Raw genomic sequence first — 26,916 nt, 5'->3', positions numbered from 1 at the left:
ATACGTGGGACTGGCCGTCAGGCTCCAGCTACCGTAAGAATATACATCTCCCCGCATGGTAAGATCGAAATGCTCGCCGAGGCCGAGGTAGTAGCCGCCATTTTCCAGTCCGATTCCTTTTTGTTGGTTCACCACATATTGCGGAGGCAGGATGCCGGAGCGCTGCCCCTGTGTAATCGGGAAAATGGCGAAGGGAATAAAGAGGGGGGTGGGAATCCCTTCAATTTCCAGGTTGGCGGGGCCGGACACCACCAGTTTATCTGGGATAATTTTTATTTTCCGGGCACGGAATTGAAAGTGTGGTGTATCGAGGTCGCAGGTGGTAAAGGTATTTTTAAATCCAAAGATGGTGTTATCTGTCATATGCTTGGCCTGCTGGCTACCGATATAGGCTTCTCCGTATTGGGAGCGGGTATGGTAAATCTTGGCTTTACGGGTGCCGATATTAAATTGGATGGTATCGGATTCGAAGCTCTGGCCGTTGTCGGTCATAACGGGGAGGCCTATTGGTTTTCCTGCGGTGTCTTTCGATTTGGTGGCTTCTACCATGCCGGTTTGCTGGTCTACCCGCATGCGTTCGGCGGTGATGCTGGTATTTTTGTATTTCGTGTCGGTGTTGCCATACAGGAGCATTCGTTTTTCAGGTACCAGCATTACGATAGAGTCTTTTGCCTTATAATGTATGGGTGCGTCTATGCTATCTTTCGACGCCCGGGGCAGGGTATCGGGCGGCAGGGTGTCTGCGGTGGCCAGTGGCAAATGCGTCATAATGGTGTTGGGCCTGCCTGCGGCAATGAGCAGGAGGACAATCAGGAACCCTGAAAGAAGTTGGCAAATAAATCTCATGTATGTTATTGGATGGCATCCGTGACGCGAAAATAGTACCGGAATTGCTGAGTTTGTCTTCATACGCACTTACCAAGAGGGTAGTGATAGGGGATTTCGGGGCAAGGAGGGGTAAAAGTGGCGATGGTAGCGGGGGATTACAGTTGGTAAAGAAAAGTTAACTTTTTCGGAGGATCGTTAGGGGACGTAGGAGCCGGCTATATACTTCATTTTGCCGGCAATGATTTTTGGCGTATCTTGGTTCTCCTCAATTAACTCCAACGTTATGCATGATAACGAATTATGGTACTCTTATAAAGAAGGGGATGTAAAAGCGTTAGAAGGATTGTACGAACAATATTATACCCCGCTCTCCAATTATGGATTTAGATTTACTCCCGACAATGTTTGTGTAGAAGAGAGCCTGCAAGATCTTTTCCGCAAGCTTTGGCAGAACCGGGAAGGAATTACCAGTCCCCTGGTGGTAAAGCAGTACCTGTACCGGTCCTATCGCCGTATCCTATTGCGCCGCCTGGAAGTACCTTGCCGGCATGAAGAAGAGTTTGCCGGAGAGCATATTCCCTTTAATGTAGAGGTAACCGGGGAGCACCCTATGGTAGGGCAGGAGCGCATGGCGGTGCTACGGAGTAAGATCAGTACTTTAATGGGGATCCTGAGCAACCGGCAGCGGGAAGCCGCCTTCCTGAAATATTATGAGGGCCTGTCGTACGAGCAGATTGCGGAGATCATGCATATGAACATCACCGGTACCTGTAAGCTGATTTATCATGCCCTGGAGCGTTTACGGGAAAAAGTAGGAGATTTTACCCTGTTGGTGTTACTATACATTTTGAAGAAAAAAGACTGAGCGGTGTGACCTGTTGAGCCGTAAAAAGAAGCAAGCGCTTTTGGGGAACGGGCAACGGGAGTGTATTGGTGGCCTTTTTTTGGGGAATGTACCGGAATGTAACGGCGCTTGCTTCCGGGTACAAATGTCTATCTAATATTATTTGTTATCAAGGGGATAAGTGCGTAAATTTTTAAATACGTGTTTATACCTTTTTTAGGCTTACTACTAAACCCATTGCCCATACATTTACAAAATATCCCCAACGCTTGATCAGTTTACAGTACAGAATCTCTCCAGAATGATTACAGATTATCTGCTAATACGGTTATCTTACCCTTTTATCGCCCTGTTTTAACTGGAGTTTCAGAGTACTGGTTATTAACTAATTATTACCTTATAATTACTTTTCCATTAATATCATAATAGTCCCTGTCATCTGAAAAGAATTCAAATTTCCTTTGTAGAAATTCTACCGGATGATAAGAACGATACTCATCTCCATTTTACTTTTTTGTAGTATATCAACCGTCTTCAGTCAACAGGCCGACATTACCCTGAAGGGAAGCGTCCTGGATGCGCAAACCAAAGAACAATTACCCGGGGCCACTATTCGTATAGCGGAGTTGAAACGTGCCGGCGGCGCCAGGCTGGATGGTACTTTTAGCATAGATAAGTTACCTGCGGGCACTTATCATTTGCAGGTGTCTTACGTAGGATACCAAACGCTGGATACAACCATCCACCTTACTGCTAATAGCTTCATTGGCTTGGTACTCAACAGCAATGCAAGAGACCTGAAAACAGTTAATATCAATACCAAACGCAATGCTGAATCATCGCAGGCCGCGAAGAAAGCAGAGATGCTGGCGGGCAATGTGATGAACATCGTTTCGGCCAAAGCGATACAGCTATCCCCTGATATTACTATTGCCAACGTATTACAACGCGTATCTGGTGTGTCATTAGAGAGAAGTAGCAGTGGAGATGGCCGTTATGCGATTATCCGCGGGATGGACCAACGGTATAACTACACCCTGATCAATGGTGTAAAGATACCCAGTCCTGATAACAAGAACAGGTATGTGCCGCTGGATATTTTCCCGGCGGAGCTGGTGGAAAGGGTAGAAGTAAACAAAACACTCACACCCGATATGGAAGGCGATGCCATTGGTGGTACAGTGAATATGGTGATGAAGAATGCCCCCGACCGCCTGTACCTGAATGGTAGCCTGTCTACAGGCTACAGCCAAACACTGCTGGAACGCCCATTCGATTATTTTCCTACTGGCGCTATCAATAAACAGTCGCCGTATGAAATGCATGGCCCTAACTACCAGGCGCAACCAGATGATTTTACCCGCGATAACCTGAATTATACGAAAAAGTATTTCACACCCAACGCCATTGGTAGCTTATCGGTGGGTAACCGGTTTTTTAATAATAAGCTGGGGATTATGCTGGGCGCGTCTTATCAGCATACGTATAAAGGTTATCACAGCATTTTTAATCCGGGTGAATATACCGACAGGGATAATGCCGATGGTTACCTGTTTATCAAGCATGCTTACCAGCGTGATTATTCTACTGCCATTACGCGGACAGGATTGAATGCCAAAGTAGATTACCGCTTTAATGAGAACAATAAAATCAGCTTATATTCTTTCACGGCCATACTCGAAGAGGCACAGGCACGGATAGGCCGAGATACCTTGCCTTACACCCCTCGTACAGGCCCTGGTACCGGACAGGTATGGTATAAGTTCCGTTCCAAATACCAGCATCAATCGATCAACAGCACTACCCTGCAAGGGGAACATTGGTTGTTATCACAGCATTTACAGTTAAGCTGGTCTGGTGTATATGCCAAAGCTGCCAATCGCATACCAGATCTGACTGAATATGGCTATGATGGCGGATTTTACGCTGATGGTACGCAGAAAGATCCTTACCTGCACCCCAATATTGTACAGCGTTACAACCGTACCTGGTGGAAAAATAACGACCGTGATTATGCCGCTTATGCCAATGCCGCTTACTATGCTACTATTGCAGATCTGCCATTTAAATTTTCATTGGGCGGTATGTATCGCGCCAAGCACCGGGATAATTTCTACCAGAATTATAACATGGACAATGTAGCTGATGGTTCCGGCTTGCAGCAATGGGTAGATATTTATCACTTCAAGTGGGGCGTGATTAATCCTGCCGGTTCCCCGGCAGAAGCAAATAACTACCGCGCTGATGAAAATGTAGCGGCCGGGTATGGTATGGTGAAATTTACCATACGGAAACTGGAAGCGATTGTAGGGGTGCGCGTAGAGAATACGGATCAGCAGTTTGATACCGATGTGCCTCCCACCCAGGCTGGAAAAACGGGATCCATTAATTATACCGATGTGCTGCCCAGCGTGCATTTGAAATACCTGCTCAGTAGCCGAACCAACCTGCGGTTGTCTTATTTCAGTTCCATTAGCCGCCCGGGTTATTTTGAGATTGTGCCTTATAATTTTACCGGCGACGAATGGGATGAAAGAGGTAATCCAATGCTGAAGCATACTACCGCCAATAACTTCGATTTCCGTTACGAATTCTTTCCTAAACCAGATGAACAGCTATTGATAGGCGCCTTTTACAAAAATATCCAAAACCCGATTGAATATGGGTTTTCACAAACCGGCGTACAAAGTCAATTGGTATATCAGCCGGGTAACTTCGGCGATGCTACCAACTTTGGTATTGAACTGGTATACGAAAAATATATCCGCAACTTCGGCATCCGTGGAAATTATACGTATACCAACTCATCGATCGAAACATCTAAGCTGAAAACGTTTAACCGTATTTACATCGATCCGGCGCCATTGGAAAAACGGCCACTACAGGGGCAGTCGGCGCATATAGCCAACGTGTCATTGTTGTACAAGAATCCTGCACTGGGGCTCGATATGCAGCTGGCATGGCAGTTCACCGGTAAACGTATTGTATTGGTATCTCCTTATTATGGTATGGATTACTGGCAAAAGGATATGAACCTGTTTGATATCTCTGCAGAAAAGAAACTGAATAAGCACTTTGTAGTATTTGCCAAAATACAGAACCTGTTGAATACACCTTACCAGGTGTATATAAAAGCTATAGCGGATAACCAGGCATTGATCCCCTTCGCGCAGAAAGGAAATGAAACCCTTGCCCAGAAGGATGTATATGGCCAGAACTATCAACTCGGTGTACGATTTGTCCTTTAATATTATTCAATAACATCTTTTAAATTTTCAAGCGAAAACTATGAAAAAGATCTTTATTAAAAGTGGTCTGATTGCCCTGACAGCGCTCTCCGTCATCTCTTGTAAAAAGAGTAGTGAGCATGTGGAAATTTCCAAGCCACTGGTAATCGTTGGACAAACGATCAGTGATACCACGCTGCCAAAATTTGATGCCAATGGCAACGCTATTCCATTGAAAGGTACTATGCTGGCTGGTAAAACCTATCATATCATGTCTGATGTAACCATTAACGAAGGCGATACCCTTTACCTGCAACCGGGTGTAAAGGTATTGATTCATGGTGATGGCAAAAGCCCGCAAACCAGTCCCGCGTTTTTGGTAAACGGTACGCTGGCGAGCGATGGCACCAAGGATGCACAAAACTGGTTTACCGTATATGAAACCGCTACTGTAAAGAAGTCGGATGCTACTTATAAGGATAATGCTGCCAACGACCCTGCTTTCAAAGGGTATTGGGGTGGATTCCAGTGTGGCGCCAACGCTAAATTGTTGTTGCTCCGCTGGACACACGTTGAATACACTGGTGGTGCATGGGGCGCTAATGCCGCAGATTATGGCGCTACACCCGGCGATGCGCGCTACACTATTTTCATGAACAGTAAAGGAGGCTCCCTCGGCAGCCTGATCGTGGAAGATTCCTGGTTCTATGGCGCGAAAGACGATGGTATCCGTCCGAGTAATGTATACATGAGCCTAATGCGTAACACCTTCACCAAAATTGGCGCCACCGGTGGTGAAGCCGTTAACATCAAAGATGGTGTAATCGGCGATATGGCGTACAACTTCACTTATGGTATTGCCACCAACGGTCTGAAAACTTCTGGATCCACCGGTAAAAGCTGTATGGTAAACATCTACAACAATACCCTAGTAAACTGTGGTTTCAGACAAACCAAAGCTACCCGCAACGGTTCTATCAATACCGAAACCAACGCAGGTGGTTATATCTTCAATAACATTATCGTTAACTGCAAAGCCGGTCTGAGAATTTCTTTCCACTCAGAGAAAGGTAAGCCCAGCGATACGCTGAATACCCTGTACAATAATAACCTGACAGCCATTGGCAGGGGTTATCCAATGGGTGATGGCGCCGAACAATTCATGGTGTTTATTGAAGCTAAGCAGTTTACACTGAAACAGAGCAACGACCTGAATGGTTATACCAACGGACCTATCGCTGCCGACGGCACCAATGCAGGTACCAACAATCCTAATGATTCGCTGAAGTACGATCCCCAGTTTGTTAACTATGATATGGCTGCTATGAGTTTAGGCACCAATTACCGTATCTACCAGATTCCGGCGGGCGCCGACTTCCACCTGAAATCCAGCTCTCCTGCCATTGGCGCCGGCGTATACGCAGGTGGTACCGGTAAGAATGCCATCCCGGTGAAGCCAAGTGCTCCGTTGCTGACTCAATACGGCATTCCGATGAAAATGATAAAAGCCGGCGGTACCTTCGGTGCTAACATTACCGGTCCCAATAAAGACCTGGGCGCCTTCCCTACTGATAACACCGGCAATCAACATACCTTTTAATTCCTATACCTGACACACGAAAAAGGACGTCTTTGTACGTCCTTTTTCGTTTTAATTTTTGAAAAGATGAACTGCGTTTATACCTGCCTGTTACTATCCGGGATGGCAGCCTTAATGGCGGCATGCGGTAAGGATAGCAACAGGGTAAGTAACCCACCCAAAGATACCACTGCAGTAGTAGTGGATACTGTGAAGACCGCCAACTATGATTTGTCATTCCTCAGCCCCTGCACCCTGTTTATGGCCACGCCGCAGGTAGTGATAACGGAGCGCCAGGACTATGAGGAATTGTCGGGCGTAGCAGCCAGTCATGCGTACCGGGGATTGTTGTATGTGCACGAAGACAGTGGTAATTCTAACGAAGTGTATGTAACTGATAGCAAAGGCGCCAACAGAGGTACGCTGGTACTGGATGGTATCGTTAACCGCGACTGGGAAGATATTGCTGCCGGGCCCGGGCCGGAAAAGGGAAAACAGTATATCTATGTAGCAGAAATCGGGGATAACAATGCCGCCTACCGCAGCGTTTATGTATACCGTTTCCCGGAACCGGACTTGTCGGCCGCCAATGCCAATACCGTTATCCACATTACCGCCGTGGATAAAATAGAGCTGGTATATCCGCACGGTGCTGTAAATGCAGAAACCCTGCTGCTGGACCCGCTGAGCAACGATGTATATATTGCTACCAAAGAAGTGGGTACCAGTACGTTGTATATAGCCCGGTATCCACAATCTACCACCGCCCCAACCACACTGGTGGCGCTGGATAAACTGCCTTTTGATCATCTTACCGCCGGTGATATTTCGGCAGATGGTACAGAAATCCTACTGCGTAATACCGGGCAGATCTGGTATTGGAAACGGCAACCTGGTGAAACTATCTGGGCTGCCTTACTGCGCAAACCCCAGGATGCGCCTTATGCCCGCAACGAAAGACAGGGAGAAGGCATCGGCTTTGCCGCTGATGGCAGTGGTTATATTACCGATTCAGAAATTAAGAAGTACCCCGGAGAAAAAGTGGCTTTGTCATTTTATAAAAGAAAATAAAGGTACGGAAGCGCCGGGTAGTTTATTTGCCTGAAAAACGAGTAAAGCTGGAGAAATTTCAGGACCTTTGGGACATACTTCAAAAAGCCAGTGTATGTTCAAAGTGCAATCTTTTCAACCCCATAGGTTGCTACAGGACTACATCGTTTCTTACCTCGTCCTGGAGAGCGATTTCCAGGAAACGGGTTTCCGGGAAATGATTGTGCTGCCCCATGTGATGCAAAGCCTCACATTCAATATCGGTATGCCCCAGGCAGTATATGATATCACTCACCAGGAATACCCTGCTGCCAACAGTATTACAGGTCCCAACCATGATGTATGCGAGCTACGCATTATGTCGGGTTTTAAACAGCTGGTGATCAACCTGAAGCCAGGCGCCTGGTATAAACTGTTCAGGATATCTTCGCAGCCATTCTGTAATAAAAGCGGCGATTTATCGGTAATACTCGGGCCACAGGTTGCAGAGATGAGCACCCGGCTGAAAGCAGGTGTAAATGAAGAACAGCAGGTGCGTATATTGGAAGCTTTTTTACTGCAACAGCTATGGAAGGAAAAGAAGTATGCCAGGAATATAGATGGGGCCATCCGGCTGATCTTTGCGGCAGATGGCAATATTTCTATCCGGCAGCTGGAGGCAGGTGTGTTTATGACGAAGCGCACATTGGAAAGAAATTTCCTGGAACAAACCGGGCTTCATCTTAAAATGTTTTGCCGGGTGGTGCGCTTCCGTAAAACCATTGAATACATTGAAAGGGAGCGGTTTCCGCAATGGAGCCTGCTGGCACAGAAGTTTGGGTACAGCGATCAAACGCATTTTATCAACGAGTTCAGGTACTTCACGCATTGTTTGCCTCATGAATACCCGGGTTTCCGCAGTGACCTGGAGCAGGCAATGGGATTATAAAATTGTCACTTTTTTCCGATTGTCTCTTTTCTAATTTTACTAATTTTATCCCACTTATACTTCTCATGTTAACGTGGTGAATCGATGTATATCAACCTGTTTCCACATTAACGAGGTCGAAAACACATCGCTGATATTTTTGACCAATCCCTGGAAAGCTACCGGTTTCTAATTAAATGTACTGGCCTGATCACAATGGGCACAGCGGTAGCTGCTTGTGCCATGAGCAAATCTGTTCTTTCTGTTCATCTAAATTTCCATCGTATGAACAATAATGAAAATGGAGCCACCAACCGTCGGGATTTTCTCGGCAAAATCATTGCGGGCGCCACTGTCCTGGGTATACCGGCTATGGTTCCGATTGACCTGCATGCGGCTATCCCGCAGGAGCATATGAAAATGACTACTAACAGCGCCGATGCCTGGATGAATAAGATCAAAGGCAAACACCGCATGGTACTCGACGTTGTACGCCCCAACGAAATATTTCCTTTTGCCTGGCCCCGGGTATTTTTATTGACCAATAGCGCCACCGGCACGCCGGAAAAAGATTGCGGGATAGTAGTGGTATTGCGGCATGCCGGTATTCCCTATGCGATGAAAAGTGAGCTGTGGGAAAAATATCATTTTGGCGAAATGTTCAAGGCGGATGACCCGCTCACCAAGGCGCCTTCCACCAGGAATCCTTTTTGGGAGCCTAAAGCAGATGATTTCAGCGTACCAGGGGTAGGCAATGTATCTATTGGCATTAATGAGCTACAAGCCAGCGGTGTGATGTTCTGCGTATGTAATATGGCGATGACGGTATTCAGTGCGGTAGCCGCACAAAAGATGTCACTTGACCCTGCTGTAGTGAAAAAGGAATGGATGGATGGTATTTTGCCAGGTATCCAGGTAGTGCCTTCCGGTGTTTGGGCGGTAGGCAGAGCCCAGGAAAAGAAATGTGCTTATTGCTATGCAGGATGAAACGTATGCCATTGCAAACCAGGCCGATGCTTCATGCGTTGGAAATTGTGTTGTTTGCCGGATTGCTGTTTATGGTGATCAACTATTTTTTTTACAGAAGCAACGGGCCACGCGAAAAACAAGGGGCGGCCACATTAGTGTGGATAGCCCCGGATACTGCTACCATTCCTGCTACAGCAGACGGTGATCTGATCCGGTATGGGCGGGAGCTGATTGTGCATACTGCTGTTTACCTGGGGCCTCATGGTTCCGTGGCCAGCATCAGCAATGGTATGAATTGCCAGAATTGTCACCTGCGGGCAGGTACCCAGCCCTGGGGCAATAACTATGGCAGTACGGCCAGCACCTACCCCAGATTCAGGGCCCGGAGTGGCAGCATAGAGTCTGTTGAAAGAAAAGTAAACGATTGCTTTATCCGGAGCCTGAATGGCCAGCCCCTGGACTCCGGCAGCCGGGAGCTGAAAGCGATCGTTGCCTATATACACTGGTTGGGAAAAGATATTCCTAAAGGACATCATCCACCTGGAAGTGGTATAAAACAGTTGCCGTACCTGGAAAGAAGTACAGATACCGCTGCGGGCCGAAAGGTGTTTCAGCAGAAATGCCAGCGTTGTCATGGTATTAACGGCGGTGGTATGATGAAGCCCGATGACGCCGAATTCCTGTATCCCCCACTGTGGGGAACAAAGAGCTATAATACCGGGGCAGGAATTTATCGCCTGTCGAAGTTTGCCGGGTATGTGAAGTATAATATGCCTTTCGGGGCAAATTATAGCAGCATACAACTCAGCGATGAAGAGGCCTGGGATGTAGCGGCGTTTGTGAATTCGCAGCCACGCCCGGTGAAAGCGTTTCCCGCGGACTGGCCGGATATAGGCTCCAAGCCGCCTGATCATCCCTTTGGCCCCTTCACTGATACTTTCCCGGTATCACAACATAAATATGGTCCCTTTAATCCTATTGTACTGGCACACCAGGGCCGATCACGCTTTAAGTAATATCCCGGTTTATTTTTTACCAAAAAAATCTAATCATGAAAAAGCTGTTGTTAATATTGGCACTTTCGTTGGGAAGCCGGTTGCTATATGCACAAAGCGACTATAAAGTAGTATTTGATATTACCAGTAAGAATATGGACGATCAAAATGCCGTCGTACGCCAGGCCAGCAGTATCCTGAAAGCTAATCCCGATGCACAGCTGGAAGTCGCAGTATATGGGGAAGCATTGGATATGGTATTAAAAGATAAATCTAAAATTGCACCCGGCCTTACAGACCTGATCAATAAAAAAGTGGCGGTGAAAGTTTGTGGTATGACCATGAAAAGAAATAACAAAGATGCTTCTCAACTGATACCAGGCGTTGAGATGGTGCCGGATGCCATTTATGAAATTCTCACCCGGCAAAGGCAAGGTTGGGGATATATAAAAGTGGCGCAGTAACTTGTGCGGAACTGAACAGGAAAAGTGTCGAAACCGGACAAATTATAAATTTGGATAATTTTATAGTGGTTGATCTTAAAATACCTGTATACTGGCATTGTGTTGGCGTTGTATAACAGGTTCCCTGTGAAGGTTCACTGTTAAATTATCCTGTTGTCAATGCTAAAAAACTATCTGAAAATTGCCTGGCGCAATCTCTGGAGAAATAAAATCTTTTCCCTGATCAATGTATTGGGCCTGACGGTGGGACTCACCGCCTGTTTCTTTATCTTCCTGTATGTGCATTTTGAATTGAGTTACGATCAATTCCATGCGAAAAAAGATCGTATTTACCGGGTGACTTGCGATGTGAAAACGCCCAGCGAAACCATACAAGGAGGAATAACTCCCTGGCCATTCGCGCCTAACATGCAGCGCGACTTCCCCGAGATAGCAGCATTTACCAGGGTGAGTACTGCTAACCTACTGGTGAAAAAAGGGAATGTCAGTTTCCAGGAAGACCAGACACTTTTTGCCGATTCCTCGCTGTTCCGCGTATTTGATTTTAAGCTGTTGAGAGGAGATGCGGCCACTGCGCTCCGCGATGTCAACAGTATTGTGTTGAGCGAAACCGCTGCCAAAAAATATTTCGGAAATGCTGATCCCCTGGGTGAATCTGTGTTGCTTACGGGCGACCTGATACCATCCACCGTAACAGGCGTCATGGCCGATATGCCGGAAAATACCCAGTTAAAGGCCAATATGCTGGTGTCGATGTCTACGCTGACTAAACTTAATCCTGGATTAGATAAATCCTGGGGAAATTTCGGCGCCACCACTTTCCTGTTGCTGCAACCCAATGCCAGTGCCGCTGCGCTCACCGCCAAGTTCCCGGATTTTATAGAACGGCATAACGGCGACGAACGAAGGAAGCACAAAATGTTTTACACGGTAGCCTTACAACCGTTAGCGGATGTATATCTTAATACCACGTACGGCGCCTATGTAAATGGTAGCCGGAACAATGTGTATATCTTTACCGTGATCGCTTTGTTTATCCTCTTTATCGCTGCTATTAATTTTGTTAATCTCACTACTGCCCGGTCGGTAGAACGGGCAAAAGAAATCGGCATTCGTAAAGTAGTAGGCGCTACACGGCAGGAGTTACTAAGACAATTTATAGGAGAATGCCTGTTGCTGTGCCTGATGGCGTTCGTGCTTACACTTGTGCTGTTTTCCGCCTTGCTGCCTGCCTTCAATTTGCTGGCTGGCAAAACGATCAGTGATGGGCTCATCGCGGAACCTGTTTATATTGTCATCCTCTTATTGGCGGCTATCCTGATTGGGCTGCTGGCAGGCATCTATCCTGCATTGGTGTTATCCTCCTTTAAGCCGATTATGGTGTTGAAAGGCCGTTTTTCTACCAGTTCCAAAGGCACCTTGCTACGTAAAGGGCTGGTGGTAACGCAGTTTGCTATTTCTATTACGCTCATTATCGGTACTATCATTGTGTACCTGCAAATGCATTATATGCATAACAAAGACCTGGGCTTCAGTAAAGAGCAGGTGCTGGTCATTGATACCCATGGCGACCCGGCAAGAGATGCTTTTAAGAATGCCATCGCCAGCTTACCCGGGGTAATGCGTACCACAATGTCGTCCGGTATCCCTGGCGGCAATACTGAAGGAGCCTATACCGAAATACAAAACAAGCAGGGGGAAATGCAGGTGGCTAACCTGGACTTATATTTTGTAGATTATGATTTTATTCCTCAATATAAAATTAAGCTGGTAGCGGGTAGGGGATTTTCCAGGGATTTTGGAACAGATACTACTCATGCGATGATAGTGAATGAAACGGCTGTTAAACTGCTGGGGTATACCAAACCGGAAGAGGCGGTAGGCCGGTCTTTCCGGCAATGGGGGCGCGAAGGCACCATTATAGGAGTGGTAAAGGATTTTCATTTTCGCTCTTTACAGGAAAACATTAAGCCGTTGACCATGCGTATCGAACCAGGCGGCTGCGAAGTGCTTTCTATCGTGGTAGCACCCCGTGATCTGCAAGGTACGTTGGCGGGTATTGAAAAAAATTGGAAGACATTGATACCCAACCGGCCTTTCAGCTATTATTTTCTGAACGAATTTTTTGACCGGCAATATCGCGCCGAAGAAAGGTTTGGTAAGTTATTCTTCAATTTTGCCCTGCTGGCCATCCTCATTTCCTGCCTGGGATTACTGGGACTGGCTTCTTACAGCGCATTACAACGCACCCGTGAAATAGGGATCCGTAAGGTGATGGGCGCCTCGGTAACGGATATCGTGAACCTGTTGTCGAAAGATTTTCTGAAACTGGTGATCCTGTCATTTTTAATAGCCACTCCACTCGCCTGGTATAGCATGCATAAATGGCTGGAGATTTTTGCTTACCGGATCAGTATTGCCTGGTGGGTATTTTTAGTATCCGGTGTAATTGCACTCGGAATTGCCATTGCCACTATCAGCTACCAGGCCATCAAGGCCGCGCTGGCAGATCCGGTGAAAAGTATGCGGGCAGAGTAACTTTCTCAAAATATTATCAACACGACAAAGCCGGGAAATTTATTCCAGGCTTTTGTGTTTATTAACGGTTGATTAGCCCTTTATTAAGCTGCCCCGCCGTTATTTGCAGTTGTAAATAAGTTATCGTTATTGTATCTTATCCACCGGGATAACCGGGGAGGTTACCATTTAACTATGATATCCATGTTAAGAAAAGCAAAAAAAAGCATATCCGTTTACGTAATCCTGCTGATGACCGCTGCCCCTGCATGGGCGCAGGAGCAGGCCTTGAAGCTGTGGTACAACCAGCCGGCCGGGGCGGTATGGGAAGCGGCACTGCCGGTGGGCAATGGCCGTTTGGGAGCGATGGTGTACGGCAATCCGGCGGAAGAACTGATACGGCTAAACGAAAACACCGTGTGGAGCGGTAGCCCTAACCGCAATGAAAATCATCATGCGTTGGCCGCCTTGCCGGAAGTCAGGAAGTTGATATTTGCAGGCCAGATGAAGGCCGCGGCTGAATTGGCAGCAAAGACGATGCAATCAGAGCAGATCAACGGGATGTGTTACCAACCGGTAGGCGATCTGCAACTGCATTTTCCCGGGCATGAACAGTACCAGGGTTATTACCGGGAGCTGAACCTGGAGAAGGCGGTGGCTACTACTGCCTATACGTTTAATGGCGTAAAGTATACCCGGCGGGTGTTTGCGTCTATTCCTGACCAGGTGATGGTAGTGCGGCTTACTGCAGAAGAGCCCCGCAGCATTACCTTTTCGGCTGCGCTGCATAGTCCGCAGCAATCGCGTGTGGCCGTAAACGGTAGCAACGAACTGGTATTGTCTGGTGTGAGTGGCAATAAAGACGGGGTACCGGGTAAAGTGAAATTTCAGTCGCTCGTTAAATTCAAAGTGAATGGCGGTACCGTGTCTGCCGCCGGCGATTCTATCCAAATCAGCCGGGCCGATGATGTTACCATCTATATTTCCATTGCTACCAACTTCGTCAACTATGCCGATCTGAGCGCCGACGAGGGCAAACGGGCAGCTGCTTACCTGGATAAAGTGGAAAAGAAAGATGATGAGGAAGTGCTGAAAGATCATATCGCTGCTTACCAGCATTATTTCAACCGGGTACAGTTGTACCTGGGCAATAGCGATGCAGAGCGGTATCCTACAGATGTACGGTTAAAGAACTTTACTGCGGGCTATGATCCGCAGCTGGTGGCACTTTATTTCCAGTTTGGCAGGTATTTGCTGATTGCCTCCTCGCAGCCCGGCGGGCAGCCAGCCAACCTGCAGGGCATCTGGAACCCGTTGATGAATCCGCCCTGGGGCAGCAAGTATACCATCAACATAAATACGGAAATGAACTATTGGCCTGCCGAAACCACCAACCTCACTGAAATGCATGAACCGCTGGTGCAGATGGTAAAAGACCTGTCTGTTACCGGTCGGGAAACCGCTAAGGTGATGTACGGCGCCGGTGGATGGGTAACCCATCACAATACAGACCTGTGGCGTATTACGGGGCCGGTAGATCCAATTTATTTTGGTATGTGGCCTATGGGAGGCGCCTGGCTAAGCCGCCACCTGTGGGAAAAATATATGTTCAGCGGCGATAAGCAATACCTGCAATCGGTGTATCCTGCCTTAAAAGGGGCGGCGGCTTTTTACCTGGATTTCCTGGTAGAAGAGCCCACGCATCACTGGCTGGTGGTAGTACCGTCCATATCGCCGGAGAATAACCCGAAAGCCTATCCCGGCGTATCTATGACGGCGGGAGCTACGATGGACAACCAGCTCGTATTTGACCTCTTGTGTAACACTATTCATGCAGCAGAGGTATTGCATACCGATGCTGCGTTGGTGGAAAAGATGAAGGCGGTACGTAAGAGGCTGCCGCCTATGCAGGTAGGGCAGTACGGCCAGTTACAGGAGTGGTTGCAAGACCTGGACAATCCCGAAGATAAGCATCGGCATGTATCTCATTTGTTTGGGTTATATCCTGCCAACCAGGTGAGTCCGGAAGGCGCGCCGGCATTATTTAATGCAGCCCGCACCTCGTTGATCCAGCGGGGAGATGTATCTACCGGCTGGTCTATGGGCTGGAAAGTAAACCTCTGGGCGCGCTTGCGGGACGGCAACCATGCCTGGAAACTGATCAAAGATCAGCTTACTCCAGCTGGAGTAAGGAACGGAGGAGGTACTTATCCTAACTTGTTTGACGCGCATCCGCCTTTCCAGATCGATGGCAATTTCGGATGTACTGCCGGCATTTGTGAAATGTTGCTGCAAAGCCAGGATGGTTGCGTGCATTTGTTGCCCGCTTTGCCCGATGAGTGGAAAAGTGGACGTGTAGCTGGTTTGCGGGCAAGGGGTGGTTTTGAAATAAAGGAAATGGTATGGGAAGATGGAAAGCTGGCAAAGGTCACTATCTTGTCGACCCTGGGTGGAAACTGTCGTTTACGCGTACCTAATACTTTAGCAACAAAAGGTTTGTTACAGCCTGTTACCGGAGCGCAAACAAATCCTTTCTACCAGGTGGATGCCATCGCGGCGCCGCTGGTTCATGGGAAAGTAGATACGGCGGCTACCGCTGCATTGCCTGCTACGATCCAATATGATTTGATGACGGAAGCAGGGAAAACATATACTTTTACCAGACCATAGTTGTTGTAAATAGCTGAAAGCATAAAGCTGAAAGCAAAAAGCTATTGTAGCGAATGCCCAACGCGATTTTAAATATTCGCAAAGATCAGTTGCTACAATAGCTTTTTGCTTTCGGCTTTTTACTTTCGGCTCTCAAAGCACCAGTTGCTCATGTAAGCGTTGCAGCGTATCGGCGGCGCTGCCGCTGCAAAAGCCGGGATGTACCCGGGAAGTTTGTACCACACTGCTGCGCATGGCGGTGAGCCAGCGGAAGCGGCTGGGCATATCCAATTTGCCGATAGGCCCCCCGGCTTCGCTGCCCTTGCTGATTTCCACGAAAGCCTCCAGGTAAGGGCGAATGGTGTTGATATCTGTTTGGGGAGCAAGCGCCCGTAATTTTTCTTCGTTCAGGGTGAACATGGCCCCCAGAAATTTTTGTGGCCTGGAATAAAGGATTACGCCAACATTCAAAAATTCTTCCCGCTCTACGCTTGGTACAATGCGTATCACGGCATATTCATATAAGTGTTGCTCTTGCATGTTGTGCTTCTTTTACAAAAATTTCGGAGTGGCGGATGCGTGTTGTTAAAAATTCAAAGTATACGTCCCGGCGTTCTTCGGGCGATTCCGTATGTTGATCGCTGATGAGCCATTCATCGGGGATGATATTGACAATACTACGTATGCGCTCGGGCGTTAGTAGCAGCCGGAAGGCTGCGTCTACGGTGTCCAGGTCGCTGGCCTGTGGCAGCAATACATGGTCCTTTACCTGTACAAAGGGCCGGAGAGCCTGTTCCTGCCAGTTTTGCCAGGAGTGGTGAAAATAAAGGGAGGCGCCGTGATCTATCAGCCATAGTTCGTTGCGCCACATGAGCATATTGGTGTTGCGTGGGGTACGGTCAACGTTGGTAAGGAGGCAGTCGAGCCACACAATTTGCGAAGCAAGAGATGCCGGCACCGTATTTACCGTAGGGTCATAGGTAGTGGCCCCGGAAAGATAGTGCAGGGCGAGGTTGAGGCCCACGCTTTTTTTGAGCAGGTCCTGGATTTCCTCATCAGGCTCGGTACGGCCGAAGGCGGCATCGAGGTTGGCAAATACGATTTCTGGAACTTTCAGTCCTAAGGTCCGGGCTATTTCACCTCCTATCAGTTCAGCAATGAGTGCTTTCACGCCTTGTCCGGCGCCTCTGAATTTCAGCGCATACAGGAAACCGTCGTCCGCTTCGGCGATGGCCGGAAGGGAGCCGCCTTCACGCAGGGGCGTTACATAGCGGGTGACGTTAACGGTCCTTAGCTGAAGTTGTATATCTTCTATCATCTAATGTGGGTTGTCGTTACTTAAATCAGCGTATTCGCGGCCAAATTAACCAAATTTGTCCGCTTTGCCCATAAACGACCGGTATGCGGCGATGGCGCGGGGCAGTGCTCGCAATGGTCCGGCAGGCACCTGGGTATCAATTTCCAGGTGGTGATGGGAAATTTTACGGCTCCAGGTGCCGGCAATCTGTCCTTTGTTGATGACGGTAGGTTTATAGATGCCATAGCCGGTAGCAGTAATAAGGGAGGCGGGCAATACATCGCTACGGTCTTTATACGCCACGGTATACTCATCGTAAGCCGGCAACAGCAAAGGGCTGACAGCCATTGTTTTCATGGGCATGGCAGCATCGTACCAATAGGCCTGCCCGTTGGCAATGAATGCGGTGAGCAGGTCTTTATTCTCCTGCAATCCCATTTTGATATCGGGCATACGCAATCCGCTCCACCATTGAAAGTCATTGACCGTGGCGGGGCCCCGGCTACGGAAATACAGCAGCGTGAGCCGGGTAATGGCTTCTTCGCGGGAGATGGCAGCAACAGGTGCGGCCCGGTCATCCAACAGGGCATAAGTAAATTGTTTGCCCTGACGGGGACCACTGCATATAATACCTTCCAACTCTGCATGCATAAGATGGAATCCCAGGCGGATATCATCGGTATCGATACGGGCTTTATGTAGTAACGGTACCAGCAGGGTACGCGTCATAGACTGGCCGGTCAGCGCCTTGCCCAGTACCTGGCTGCTGCGGTGCAACTCTTTATCCGTTATACCCAGGCGGGCATGCAGGCTTTTGTTGAACGCTTTGATGCGTGGAGCTGTCAGGGATAATATCCAGCGGATATCTTCCGGTGATACAAAATGCCAGGTCGGCCGCAGGATGTGGGTGCGCAGGATCTTGCCTTCCTGTAAAGCCGCTTCAATGGAGGCATCGGTACTTCCTTTTACCCTCATGCCGATCGCCCATTTGGCGCCGGCATAATCCTGGGCTTGCATACAGCCCATCCACCGTACCAGGTCGGCAGCCTGGGTAAAGACCGGCTGGATAAGTTGTTGCTGTTGCAACCGGAGTAATGCTATCTGCTGACTGTTCATATACCGAAATTATCCGCCGGGAGTGACAACCGTATGTCAGTTGGCCGGCGCCCGGGGGGAAATTTTTTCCGGGTAGGGTGCTGGTATGGCAGCGGGAGTAGTACCTTTGCCTCCGCCGTAATAATAACGGCGCCGAAAATAATTGCCAGATGATGAAACGTTTGTTTGTTATTGTATTTCTCCAGCTGGGCGTACTGAGCGCCAGCCAGGGGCAATCGGTCAACGAAGACCTCAAAAAGAAAAATGTAAGCGATACCGTCTTACAAAACCGCAACCTGGTAATGCCAGGCACCTTTGATGCCCAGAAAGCTTTGCTGCAGCTGTTTCCCGGGCAGTATTACAAGCGCAGTACCGGCAGCGGCAAGTTTGATGAACTGATCAACTGGGAATGTAAAACCTGCAAAGGCAAGCCTTACCTGAATATCTATGATGAAGGCAGCGATGTATTCCCTTTCCCTGAAGGTGTAGCTACCCGCCTGATGAATGTGATGGATTTCAGGGATTCTTCCGGGATGCAGTATAAAGTGATGAGTTTTAATCACTCTGAGTTTGATCCCGAAGGGTTCCAGGTATCGCGTTTTACGGGAGGGATATTGGGACTGGCCAAATTTGTATTAACCGATGGGGGCTGGAAGCTGCGGATGTACCAGCCGGTCATAGGCGCTTACGGTGCATTTTCCCAGTGCCCTACGCCTAAACCGTTGCTGATAGGCAACGACCAGTATGCATTTCTCCTTAAAAATCTGAACGGAGGTGCGGGTGGTCCTTTTGATGGCGACTATTACCTTATTGGTGGTATCAATGGCGGTTATCAGCAGATTATGGCTGCGTATGGCACAGAGCGTACCGAAGTATCTCCTGAAGAAAATATGTCTGCCTGGACAAGTACCTACGCGGTACCTGCCAGTGATAAAAAGTATTTCCGTGATATAGTGATTACGCTGAAAGGCACTGCCACGGCCGATGACACAGACCGGTTGCCGGCAGAAGTAAAAGCGTTGCTGAAAGGAAAAAAGAAGATCCGATTTACTGCAGAAGAGCGATATGTATATAAAGGCAGCAAAGGGTATGAATTGCAAAGCCCCGTGAAGGCTACCTTACTTCCCTGATTTGTTTACGGGGCGGTGGTTTCCTCCAGTCGCCCCGTAATTTTTTTACGGTGCATCGTTCCCCACTCCGATAATGCGCCGAGCACGTTTCCCAACGTAAAACTATAAGTCGTTAGTTCATACTCCGCCACATGTTTGATATCGGCATGTGCTACCCGGCGAATAAAACCGTTCAGCTCCATTTCTTTCAGCTCGTTCGATAATACTTTGGCAGAAATGCCAATCACCAGGCGTTGCAGCTCATTGAAACGCTTTTTACCGTCCATGAGGGCGCTGATAATCTGCAGTTTCCATTTACCCCCGATGGCATACAGCGCGTCGCCTATGGCGTTCAGTTGGCCCTTGCAATGTTCCGGGCTGGGACAATTATTTTGATCCACTTGATACTGTTTGGCTAACCTGCAGGTTAGTAGTAACCTACAGGTTAGGTTGAATATTTAGTTACCAAAGGTAAGTAGTTTTGAGCTACTAAAACAAGATAAAAAAATGGCAAAAATACTCGTGACCGGCGCCACTGGGCAGCTGGGTAAAGTAGTGGTAGATGAACTAATCAGCAACAGCAGCGCGACGGATATCGCGGTATTGGTAAGAGATCCTGCAAAAGCCGCTCATTGGCAGGCGCAGGGCGTAACCGTGCTGCAGGGCGATTACAGTGATTATCCTTCCCTGGTAGCAGCTTTTAAGGGGATAGACAAACTGTATTTTATTTCCAGCAATAGCATGACAGGACGGATCGCACACCATACCCATGTGCTGAATGCTGCGGTAGCTGCAAAAGTAGGTCATGTTTTTTTTACCAGCGCTCATCGGAAGACGGAAGATGGGAGCTCTCCAGTGGCGTTTATTGTTAATGAATACCTGGAGACAGAAAAGCTGCTGAAGGAAACCGGCATCACGTATACCTTGTTGTTACACGCCCTGTATGCCGACGTATTACCCGGTTTCCTGGGCGATAAAGTATTGGAGTACGGCATGATATCCCTGCCGGCAGGCGCGGGAAAAGCGGCCTATGCTACCCGGGAAGATTTGGGCATTGCAGGGGCGCGCTTATTATTAAGCAGCGGGCATGAAAATAAATCCTATACGCTTGCCGGCAATAAAGCTACTTCCTTTGAAGAGCTGGCGGCTATATTCACAGCGTTATCAGGGAAAGAAGTGAAGTATGTAGCGGCTGCCCCCGGAGCATTTACGGCACAGTTGGTACAAGCAGGTGTACCGGTAGAATATGCGCAGGCAGTAACTGCTTTTGCAGAGGCCATCGGAGCAGGAGAGTTTGACTTACCGGATAATACTTTGGCGGATATTTTGGGCCGGGAACCGGAGTCGATGAAAAACTATGTAGCAAAGGCTTTTAGCTTATAAAACTGAAAGGCGGGTAGACACCCGCCTTATGCCAACTTCATGTGTTTTTACGATGAAAATCTGAGTATTAAAAAGGAAACATTTAAATACTACATAGTAATTTCTTTTTGTTGCCGTTTGGTTTCCGGCCTGCAGCGAGGCAGCAGCAGCACAGCGTGGGCAAAAATATAGCCAGGAAGGGGTGCTGGTATCAGTATTAATCAGGGCTCGTAAAATTCAGTAGTTGTACGTAGTGGCCGGGCGATCGGACAAAGCCTTCAGGAAGGCGATGATATCTTTCATTTCGCTGGTACTGAGCCCGAGTTTGGTAGCTGTCAACGTTTGATAAGTATCTTTCATGCCCAGTCCATTGCCACCGCCGGCATTGTAAAAGTCCATCACTTCTTCCAGGGTACCCAAAGCGCCGTTGTGCATGTAAGGGGCGGTCATGGCAGCGTTCCGGACGGTAGGCGTTTTAAACGCCCGTTGATAAAATGCTATGGGGAAATATTCGAAACGGCCGGCATCTTTGTCGCGCTGCGGATGGAGCAGGCTGCCGTTGCCGGGGATGCCCAGGTTTTCGAATTCTGTCATTTGATAAAGCGGCGGCGTGAGGCCATTGAACAATGGCGCAAAGTGGCAGGTGGCGCACTGGCCTTTTCCCATAAACAGGTTAAACCCATTTACCTGGGCAGGCGTCATCGCTTTTTTATCGCCGGCCAGGTAGGCATCGAATGCGCTGGTTTGGGGCGACAAGGTAAAGAGATAAGCGGCAATGGCGGACGACAGGTGCGTCATGCTGATAGCGGGAGAGCTATCGCCGGGGAAAGCGGTGGCAAAAGCCTGGCGGTAAGCGCTGCTGTCGTTCAGCCGGGTGATGATGACGTCAGGATGCCCGTTCATTTCTTCGGGATTGGCCATCACCATCTGTATTTGTTTGGATAACGTATTGGCACGGCCATCCCAGAACTGGGCATATTGAAACGCTGCATAATAGAGACTGGGTGCATTTCTGCGGACATGATTTTTTCCGTCGGTTGCGAGACTGGTCCGTAGTCCATCGCTGAAATATTTATCGGGTTGGTGACAGGTAGCGCAGTTGCGTTGCCCGTTACCAGAAAGGGCTTTGTCGTAAAAGAGTTGCCGTCCCAGCTTTACCAGCAATGCGCCAGTATCCTTACCACCGGGAAAGGCTGATGCCCGCAAGGCATCTTTACTGAATAAATTTTTTGCATTGTAGTTTAACGCGCTCCGGGTATGCTGATCCAGTTGCAGTTGGCGTACCAGTTGGCCTACACTTTCCTGTAGCGGTAAAGCGCAGCTGGTGAGAAATTCCATGCGGTTAAAACCGTCGAAATCGGCATGCAATTCCAGGTAGCTGATGCACTGCCCGAGGTAGTGGCTTACCGCTTGTGTTTCGGGAGAGATGTTACGGAGCCAGGGCTGTAGTACAGCCTGGATCGTACGCATCGATTGTGCAGTTTCGGTGATGCCGCTTTTGAGTTCGGGAGCATCATAACCGGTAATGCCGTTGGCGTATAGGCGTACCAGTTCTATCCGCAGGCTTTCCATAATGTCTTTATCGGTAGCTTTAAACTGGTACAGCAATGCGGGGAGATCTGCGGCTGAAGAGCTGACCAGGTTGGCCTGATCCAATAGTTCCTGTTGGTGGGCGTAAGGATTTTTGTCGAACAGCAATACAGCCATTTGCTGTAATCCGGCGGGGGACTGATATTCCATATAAGGCTCGTCTATTTCCGTTTTTGCGGGGCGGTTATACACCATAGAAGAACTGAAGAAGAAATAGTCGAGGAAGTATTCAATGCGTTTATAGGCCAGCCGGCATTTTTTCAGGGAAGTTTTAGCGTCTTCAATGCTGGCAGGCTTGCCGGGAGTAATGGCTTGCATGGCTGTTTCCATTTCCCGGGAGGCGGCCGCGAAGTTGGCGGCACCTTCCCTGAAAATAGCAATGGTATTGGCTACGCCCGTATCGGCAGGCGTTTGCTTAAATCCCCATGCCGAAAAGATGGCCAGTAGGGTAAATACCGGCCATATGATCCATTTCATTTTATTTAGACACATGAACGGTAAACGTATCTTTTACTACGTTGAATGTATCGGTCACTGTGTATTTGGTGGTAGCGGCAGTAGGCCTTACGGTAATACTTCTGCCGGTTTCGCTGCTATTGTTCCATTTATAGTTGCCGATAAATGATGCGGTGAGTACCGCCGATTGTCCTTTCCTGATAGTGATATCGCTGTGTTTATTCACATTTTTCATGATGGTAAACTGGTCGCGGATCGTGCCATCGGCGCAAACCCATTTCAGGTCGAGGCGGTTGTCCTGTACTTCCAGCATGGTGGCGCCGCCGTGATCGGCATCTGAAAAATACATGGCCTTATGCGGGAAGGTAGTTTGTTTGCCTCCCAGTTTCCCGGCAGAACCACTTACCACGTATACGGTACCGTTATTACGGGCGCTGTCTTTCACGTAAGGCGCTGCATTGCTGCTGCCGTCATAACGTCCGGAAGAGTTGCTGATATTGTGTTTGGCCGGATCGAAGGTATTGGCCATGCCATAATGGCCCTGTATAAGCCGGGATCTTTCATAGTCGTGGCTATGGCCATTCAGTACCAGGTCTACACCATTGCGTTCCAGCACTTGGATGAAGTGCTGACGGATGTGGATCAGCTCATCTTCTTCATCGGAGTTGTGCGAACCCATGGTATAGGGCGGATGATGCCAGTAGGCAACCACCCAGGCTTTGTTTTTATTGGCGGCCAGGTCTTCTTTTATCCAACGTACCTGTGGCCCCAGGGTATCATACAGGCGGTAGGCGCTGTCTTCTTTACCGTAGCTGTCGAGCGACAGGAAGTGGATATTACCGATATCAAAGGAGTAGAACGACGGCGTATGAGAAGGTACGCCACCGGATTCTCCTTCGGAAGGCATGGTGAAGTTCTGGTAATAAGTAGTCTGGTGTGTTTCCTGTGCATATTTGGCACTCAGGTCGGTATCATGATAATCATGGTTGCCGGGAGCGGGGAATAGCGGGTATTTCTTCAACAGGTCGTCTTTATATACATTGAAGAATTTGGTCTGGTATTCTGCATCGGTACCGTCGGGATAGGCATTATCGCCGAGCAATATCCAGGCATTGAGGTGGTTGTTGCCCAGGTATTTCACCAGCTGTTCTTTTACCTGGCGCTGGTTAATGGAGTTGTCGCCGCAGTCGCCCAACGCGGCAATGCGGTATAGCCCTGCTTTACCGGGTTCCGGCAATGTCACAAAAGAATTGTCGGCATTGCCTTGTAACACCTCTTTCAGGCTTCCAATGCTATAGTAATAGCGGGTGCCGGGTTGCAGGTTGGTCAGCTTTACTTTATGTTCGGTGGTGAGGGACAGGTCGTCTGTCTGCTGATCCAGTTTATCGGGCGCAGTGCCATACTTTACCCGGCTGCGGGCGGAAGCATCGGTACGCCAGCGGATAACGATACTGTTGCTGCTGGCGGCTTGCAGATAGGGCCCGCGCAACAGTGCCGGTGCAATGACGGCTTTCACTTTTTGTACAGGAGCTTCCTGTGCCTGTATACCGGTGAAACCGGTAGCCAGCAACAGGCTGGTGATGATCATGGATTTCATATAATAGGAGACTATTTTTTTGTTGGCGCTACCTCCAGTTGTTTCCCGGCAATATCTTCCCAGCGGTAGTAATGAAAGGTTCTGTCATCGCTCATCACGACAAACATTCCATGTCGGAATGTTTCATTCAGCGGAATGCTTACTATATCTGACCCGTCGCTGTGACTGGCGCTCACTTTCACCACTTTCAACAGCCGGTGGGTGGTCCCTTCGCGGTTGAAGATATGGAATTTATTGGCTCCCTGGTCTGATACCAGGATATATCCTTTGGTAGGGGAAGTTTTGTAGATAGAAATGCCTTCATGATCTTCCGTAAAACCGGTGGTACCAAATACCGACAACTCTTCATTTCCTTTTTCAGGGTCGGCATAATATTGCCTTACGCCGTACTGTTCGTCGGAGTAGTAAACATATCCGGCTTCATTATCTACAGCAATGGCCTCAATTTCTTTCTTGCCACTATAACGGCCAAACTTACGTACCAGGGTAGCCGTTAATTTTCCGTTACCATTATCCGATAGCCGGTATTGCCATAGATAGCCTCCGTCCAGCGGACCGGTTTTACGACCTGCAATGGCGTATTGCTCGCCGGTTTTGCTGGTGTAAATGGCAATGCCCATACCGTCGCGGTATTGGTGGCCTGTTTCGCCTTCAAAGATAGGAATGCCGCCATCGTCGATAGGTAGCATATCGGGGAGTGAGAAGAAGCGGAGCTTATGGGTAATCCTTTCTGTGGTAACGGCATAGTCTATACGTTTGCCGTTGAGGAGTAATCCATAGCCAATGTCCACGTTGTTGGGCCGCTGGAGATGCGGTACTATCTTTTTGATCTTTCCCTGCAAATCAAATACGTACAGGGCTCCTTCGGCCGATTTGTCGGTGCCTATCACCAGGCTCTGCGCGGGATTGGCCGGATTTATCCAGATGGCCGGGTCGTCGGAGTCGAATTGTACGGGTTCGGTGATTACCGCTGGTTGAATGGCAGTCGTATCCGTATATTGGTTTACGTGAGTACTACCAGGAGTAGCACAGGCAGAAAAACACAGCAGTCCGCAGACTGCTGTGTTGAATAATATAAAATGATTACGCATGTTGAAAAGGTGAATCGTTAGTTTTTGGTGCCAAGTGCACCGATAGTAGAGGAAGGAGCGGGCGATAAATACAGCTTACCGTTTAAAACCAGTCCGTCGGGGAAATTACGGGTAAAGGCAGTAGTGCCGGCGCCAATAGCTGGGGAGCCTGGTTGTATATGGAAATCCCAGCTTTCGTTCAGGTCCGGGTTGTTTATGGCCGTATTCAGCGGATAGTTCACGAATTTAGGATCATGGTCGCCCACGATAGTGCTGATCAGGTCATTTTTTCCGCCTACTACATCTTTGCTGGGCTGAAACTGTGTAACAGTTGTTTGATCAAAGCCATAGTAAAGGTTATTACTGAAAGCGGAGCGTTGATCTTCCGGGCCTTTGGTATCTCTTTTTATACCAAAACGTGTGTTGGCAAACAAGTTATTATATAACTCTGCATACACGGTGGCTTCCAGCCATACCGAACCGCCTTTTACAGTGGGCCTCCTCCAGCCGGTATTGAGAATGGTGTTGTTATACGCGATCACATGTGCTTGCGGGCTGCGATTGCCGGAGTTAGACAGTTTCAGGGCATTGGTATTGGTAGCATAAAAGAAGTTGAACCCTACATCGGCCAGGCAGCCGGATTTAATATTGATACCCTCTCCGCCTACGAGACCGGTGCTGTAAAATCTGTTATTAGCGAAGATGATCTTACCACCTTCGATATACGTACAGTCATCCTGGAAGTGGCGGAAAGTACTGTTGGTGACCACCAGTTTACCGTTTACATTGCTGAACCAGAGGGCAGGCAGGTTTTCCCCGCTTTTCGCCTTATACAATCCTTGTTTCACGGAAGTAGACGACTCGGTGGTAGTGGCGCCGCCATATTCTACAACGGTATTGTCGAGCAGGAGCTCCTTGCAGCTCTGGGCAGCCAGGATACCGCCCCATTGTTTACCGAATTTACGGCTGTCTGTGCGCAGGTTTTCTTCGATAGTGAATCTCACAGGGAATTCTTTAGTTCCCATGGAATAGAGATTCCCTTTTACGATTACTTCAGGCTTGGCGAGGGTGTCCATGATCACCAGTACGCCTTCTTCAATTACCAGCGATTTACCTTCCGGGATAATGATATCGCCGGAGATGCGTTTGGTGCTGCCTTTTTCCCAGATGCCATATACTTCCCCGGCCACCGTACCGGCGCCGGCTACTTCTTTGGTGAGGTCTACATCGCTGTTCGCTTTTTTGCAGGCGCCGCCAAGTGCGGCGATCAGTAATGCGCTGCCAATGATTTGTTTGTAGTTCATGACGATG

The 26,916-nt window shown here is 48.6% G+C and carries 22 protein-coding genes; 13 read left to right on the top strand and 9 right to left on the bottom strand.

From position 1 onward, the window contains the following. The coding region (locus HGH90_RS27965) for an LPS-assembly protein LptD (RefSeq protein WP_169192431.1) at window positions 1–846 on the bottom strand (846 nt) is incomplete at its 3' end. 2 nt (window positions 847–848) lie between these two features. On the opposite strand from HGH90_RS27965, the gene HGH90_RS27960 reads away from it, so the two are divergent. The 11 genes from HGH90_RS27960 to HGH90_RS27910 all read left to right on the top strand — a co-directional run bounded on the left by HGH90_RS27960 (window position 849) and on the right by HGH90_RS27910 (window position 16,050). Next, window positions 849–1,007: a hypothetical protein gene (locus tag HGH90_RS27960; protein WP_169192430.1), complete on the top strand. Its 159-nt coding sequence runs from the start codon at window positions 849–851 to the stop codon at window positions 1,005–1,007. A 104-nt stretch (window positions 1,008–1,111) separates the two neighbouring features. Next, complete coding sequence (locus tag HGH90_RS27955) at window positions 1,112–1,693, top strand: RNA polymerase sigma factor (protein WP_168767330.1); 582 nt, start codon at window positions 1,112–1,114, stop codon at window positions 1,691–1,693. Window positions 1,694–2,151: 458 nt separating this feature from the next. Continuing rightward, window positions 2,152–4,920, top strand: a complete 2,769-nt coding sequence (locus HGH90_RS27950) for a TonB-dependent receptor (protein ID WP_169192429.1) — start codon at window positions 2,152–2,154, stop codon at window positions 4,918–4,920. Between the two features lie 40 nt (window positions 4,921–4,960). Next, window positions 4,961–6,499 (top strand): hypothetical protein, encoded by a 1,539-nt coding sequence (locus tag HGH90_RS27945; protein WP_168767328.1) that lies wholly within the window; start codon window positions 4,961–4,963, stop codon window positions 6,497–6,499. 66 nt (window positions 6,500–6,565) lie between these two features. Continuing rightward, on the top strand, window positions 6,566–7,549 hold the full coding sequence (locus HGH90_RS27940; RefSeq protein WP_169192428.1) for a hypothetical protein: 984 nt from the start codon (window positions 6,566–6,568) through the stop codon (window positions 7,547–7,549). Between the two features lie 94 nt (window positions 7,550–7,643). Beyond that, on the top strand, window positions 7,644–8,456 hold the full coding sequence (locus HGH90_RS27935; RefSeq protein ID WP_168767326.1) for a helix-turn-helix domain-containing protein: 813 nt from the start codon (window positions 7,644–7,646) through the stop codon (window positions 8,454–8,456). A 264-nt stretch (window positions 8,457–8,720) separates the two neighbouring features. Beyond that, window positions 8,721–9,422, top strand: coding sequence for a hypothetical protein (locus tag HGH90_RS27930; protein ID WP_168767325.1), 702 nt, complete (start codon window positions 8,721–8,723; stop codon window positions 9,420–9,422). Window positions 9,423–9,448: 26 nt separating this feature from the next. Continuing rightward, window positions 9,449–10,420 (top strand): c-type cytochrome, encoded by a 972-nt coding sequence (locus HGH90_RS27925; RefSeq protein ID WP_248277079.1) that lies wholly within the window; start codon window positions 9,449–9,451, stop codon window positions 10,418–10,420. A gap of 35 nt (window positions 10,421–10,455) precedes the next feature. Beyond that, window positions 10,456–10,863 (top strand): DsrE family protein, encoded by a 408-nt coding sequence (locus HGH90_RS27920; RefSeq protein ID WP_168767324.1) that lies wholly within the window; start codon window positions 10,456–10,458, stop codon window positions 10,861–10,863. A 159-nt stretch (window positions 10,864–11,022) separates the two neighbouring features. Beyond that, a complete protein-coding gene (locus HGH90_RS27915; RefSeq protein WP_169192427.1) occupies window positions 11,023–13,401 on the top strand; it encodes an ABC transporter permease in 2,379 nt (792 codons plus the stop codon). A 183-nt stretch (window positions 13,402–13,584) separates the two neighbouring features. Then, complete coding sequence (locus HGH90_RS27910; protein ID WP_169192426.1) at window positions 13,585–16,050, top strand: glycosyl hydrolase family 95 catalytic domain-containing protein; 2,466 nt, start codon at window positions 13,585–13,587, stop codon at window positions 16,048–16,050. 132 nt (window positions 16,051–16,182) lie between these two features. Here HGH90_RS27910 and HGH90_RS27905 read toward each other — a convergent pair whose 3' ends face one another. Genes HGH90_RS27905 through HGH90_RS27895 form a run of 3 tightly spaced genes read right to left on the bottom strand, consistent with a single transcriptional unit; the run spans window position 16,183 to window position 18,442 of the window. Continuing rightward, complete coding sequence (locus HGH90_RS27905; RefSeq protein WP_168767321.1) at window positions 16,183–16,569, bottom strand: DUF3037 domain-containing protein; 387 nt, start codon at window positions 16,567–16,569, stop codon at window positions 16,183–16,185. After that, window positions 16,547–17,347 (bottom strand): HipA family kinase, encoded by an 801-nt coding sequence (locus HGH90_RS27900; protein ID WP_168767320.1) that lies wholly within the window; start codon window positions 17,345–17,347, stop codon window positions 16,547–16,549. Before HGH90_RS27900 ends, HGH90_RS27905 begins: the two co-directional genes overlap by 23 nt. A gap of 45 nt (window positions 17,348–17,392) precedes the next feature. Then, window positions 17,393–18,442: a winged helix DNA-binding domain-containing protein gene (locus HGH90_RS27895; RefSeq protein WP_168767319.1), complete on the bottom strand. Its 1,050-nt coding sequence runs from the start codon at window positions 18,440–18,442 to the stop codon at window positions 17,393–17,395. Window positions 18,443–18,591: 149 nt separating this feature from the next. Between HGH90_RS27895 and HGH90_RS27890 the strand changes: the two genes are divergently transcribed. Then, the gene (locus HGH90_RS27890; protein ID WP_168767318.1) at window positions 18,592–19,551 is read left to right on the top strand and encodes a hypothetical protein; all 960 of its coding nucleotides are present in this window, start codon (window positions 18,592–18,594) and stop codon (window positions 19,549–19,551) included. A gap of 5 nt (window positions 19,552–19,556) precedes the next feature. On the opposite strand, the gene HGH90_RS27885 is transcribed toward HGH90_RS27890, so the two are convergent. Further along, complete coding sequence (locus HGH90_RS27885) at window positions 19,557–19,931, bottom strand: winged helix-turn-helix transcriptional regulator (RefSeq protein ID WP_169192425.1); 375 nt, start codon at window positions 19,929–19,931, stop codon at window positions 19,557–19,559. A gap of 106 nt (window positions 19,932–20,037) precedes the next feature. Between HGH90_RS27885 and HGH90_RS27880 the strand changes: the two genes are divergently transcribed. Next, window positions 20,038–20,913 carry an SDR family oxidoreductase gene (locus HGH90_RS27880; RefSeq protein WP_168767316.1) on the top strand — a complete coding sequence of 292 codons (876 nt, stop codon included), beginning with the start codon at window positions 20,038–20,040 and terminating at the stop codon, window positions 20,911–20,913. Between the two features lie 216 nt (window positions 20,914–21,129). Here the strand turns inward: HGH90_RS27880 and HGH90_RS27875 are convergent, their stop codons facing one another. The 4 genes from HGH90_RS27875 to HGH90_RS27860 are packed head-to-tail and all read right to left on the bottom strand — an operon-like array spanning window position 21,130 to window position 26,909. After that, a complete protein-coding gene (locus HGH90_RS27875) occupies window positions 21,130–22,959 on the bottom strand; it encodes a cytochrome-c peroxidase (protein WP_211093131.1) in 1,830 nt (609 codons plus the stop codon). A gap of 1 nt (window position 22,960) precedes the next feature. Further along, window positions 22,961–24,535: a purple acid phosphatase family protein gene (locus tag HGH90_RS27870; protein WP_168767315.1), complete on the bottom strand. Its 1,575-nt coding sequence runs from the start codon at window positions 24,533–24,535 to the stop codon at window positions 22,961–22,963. A gap of 11 nt (window positions 24,536–24,546) precedes the next feature. After that, window positions 24,547–25,626 (bottom strand): phytase, encoded by a 1,080-nt coding sequence (locus HGH90_RS27865; protein ID WP_168767314.1) that lies wholly within the window; start codon window positions 25,624–25,626, stop codon window positions 24,547–24,549. A 17-nt stretch (window positions 25,627–25,643) separates the two neighbouring features. Further along, on the bottom strand, window positions 25,644–26,909 hold the full coding sequence (locus HGH90_RS27860) for a right-handed parallel beta-helix repeat-containing protein (protein WP_168767313.1): 1,266 nt from the start codon (window positions 26,907–26,909) through the stop codon (window positions 25,644–25,646). Window positions 26,910–26,916 lie beyond the last annotated feature (7 nt).

Origin of the sequence: Chitinophaga sp. Ak27 (assembly GCF_012726295.1) — a bacterium.
GTDB lineage: Bacteria > Bacteroidota > Bacteroidia > Chitinophagales > Chitinophagaceae > Chitinophaga.
Note: the sequence above shows the minus strand (reverse complement) of the source record. Positions and strands in the feature narration are given on the sequence as shown.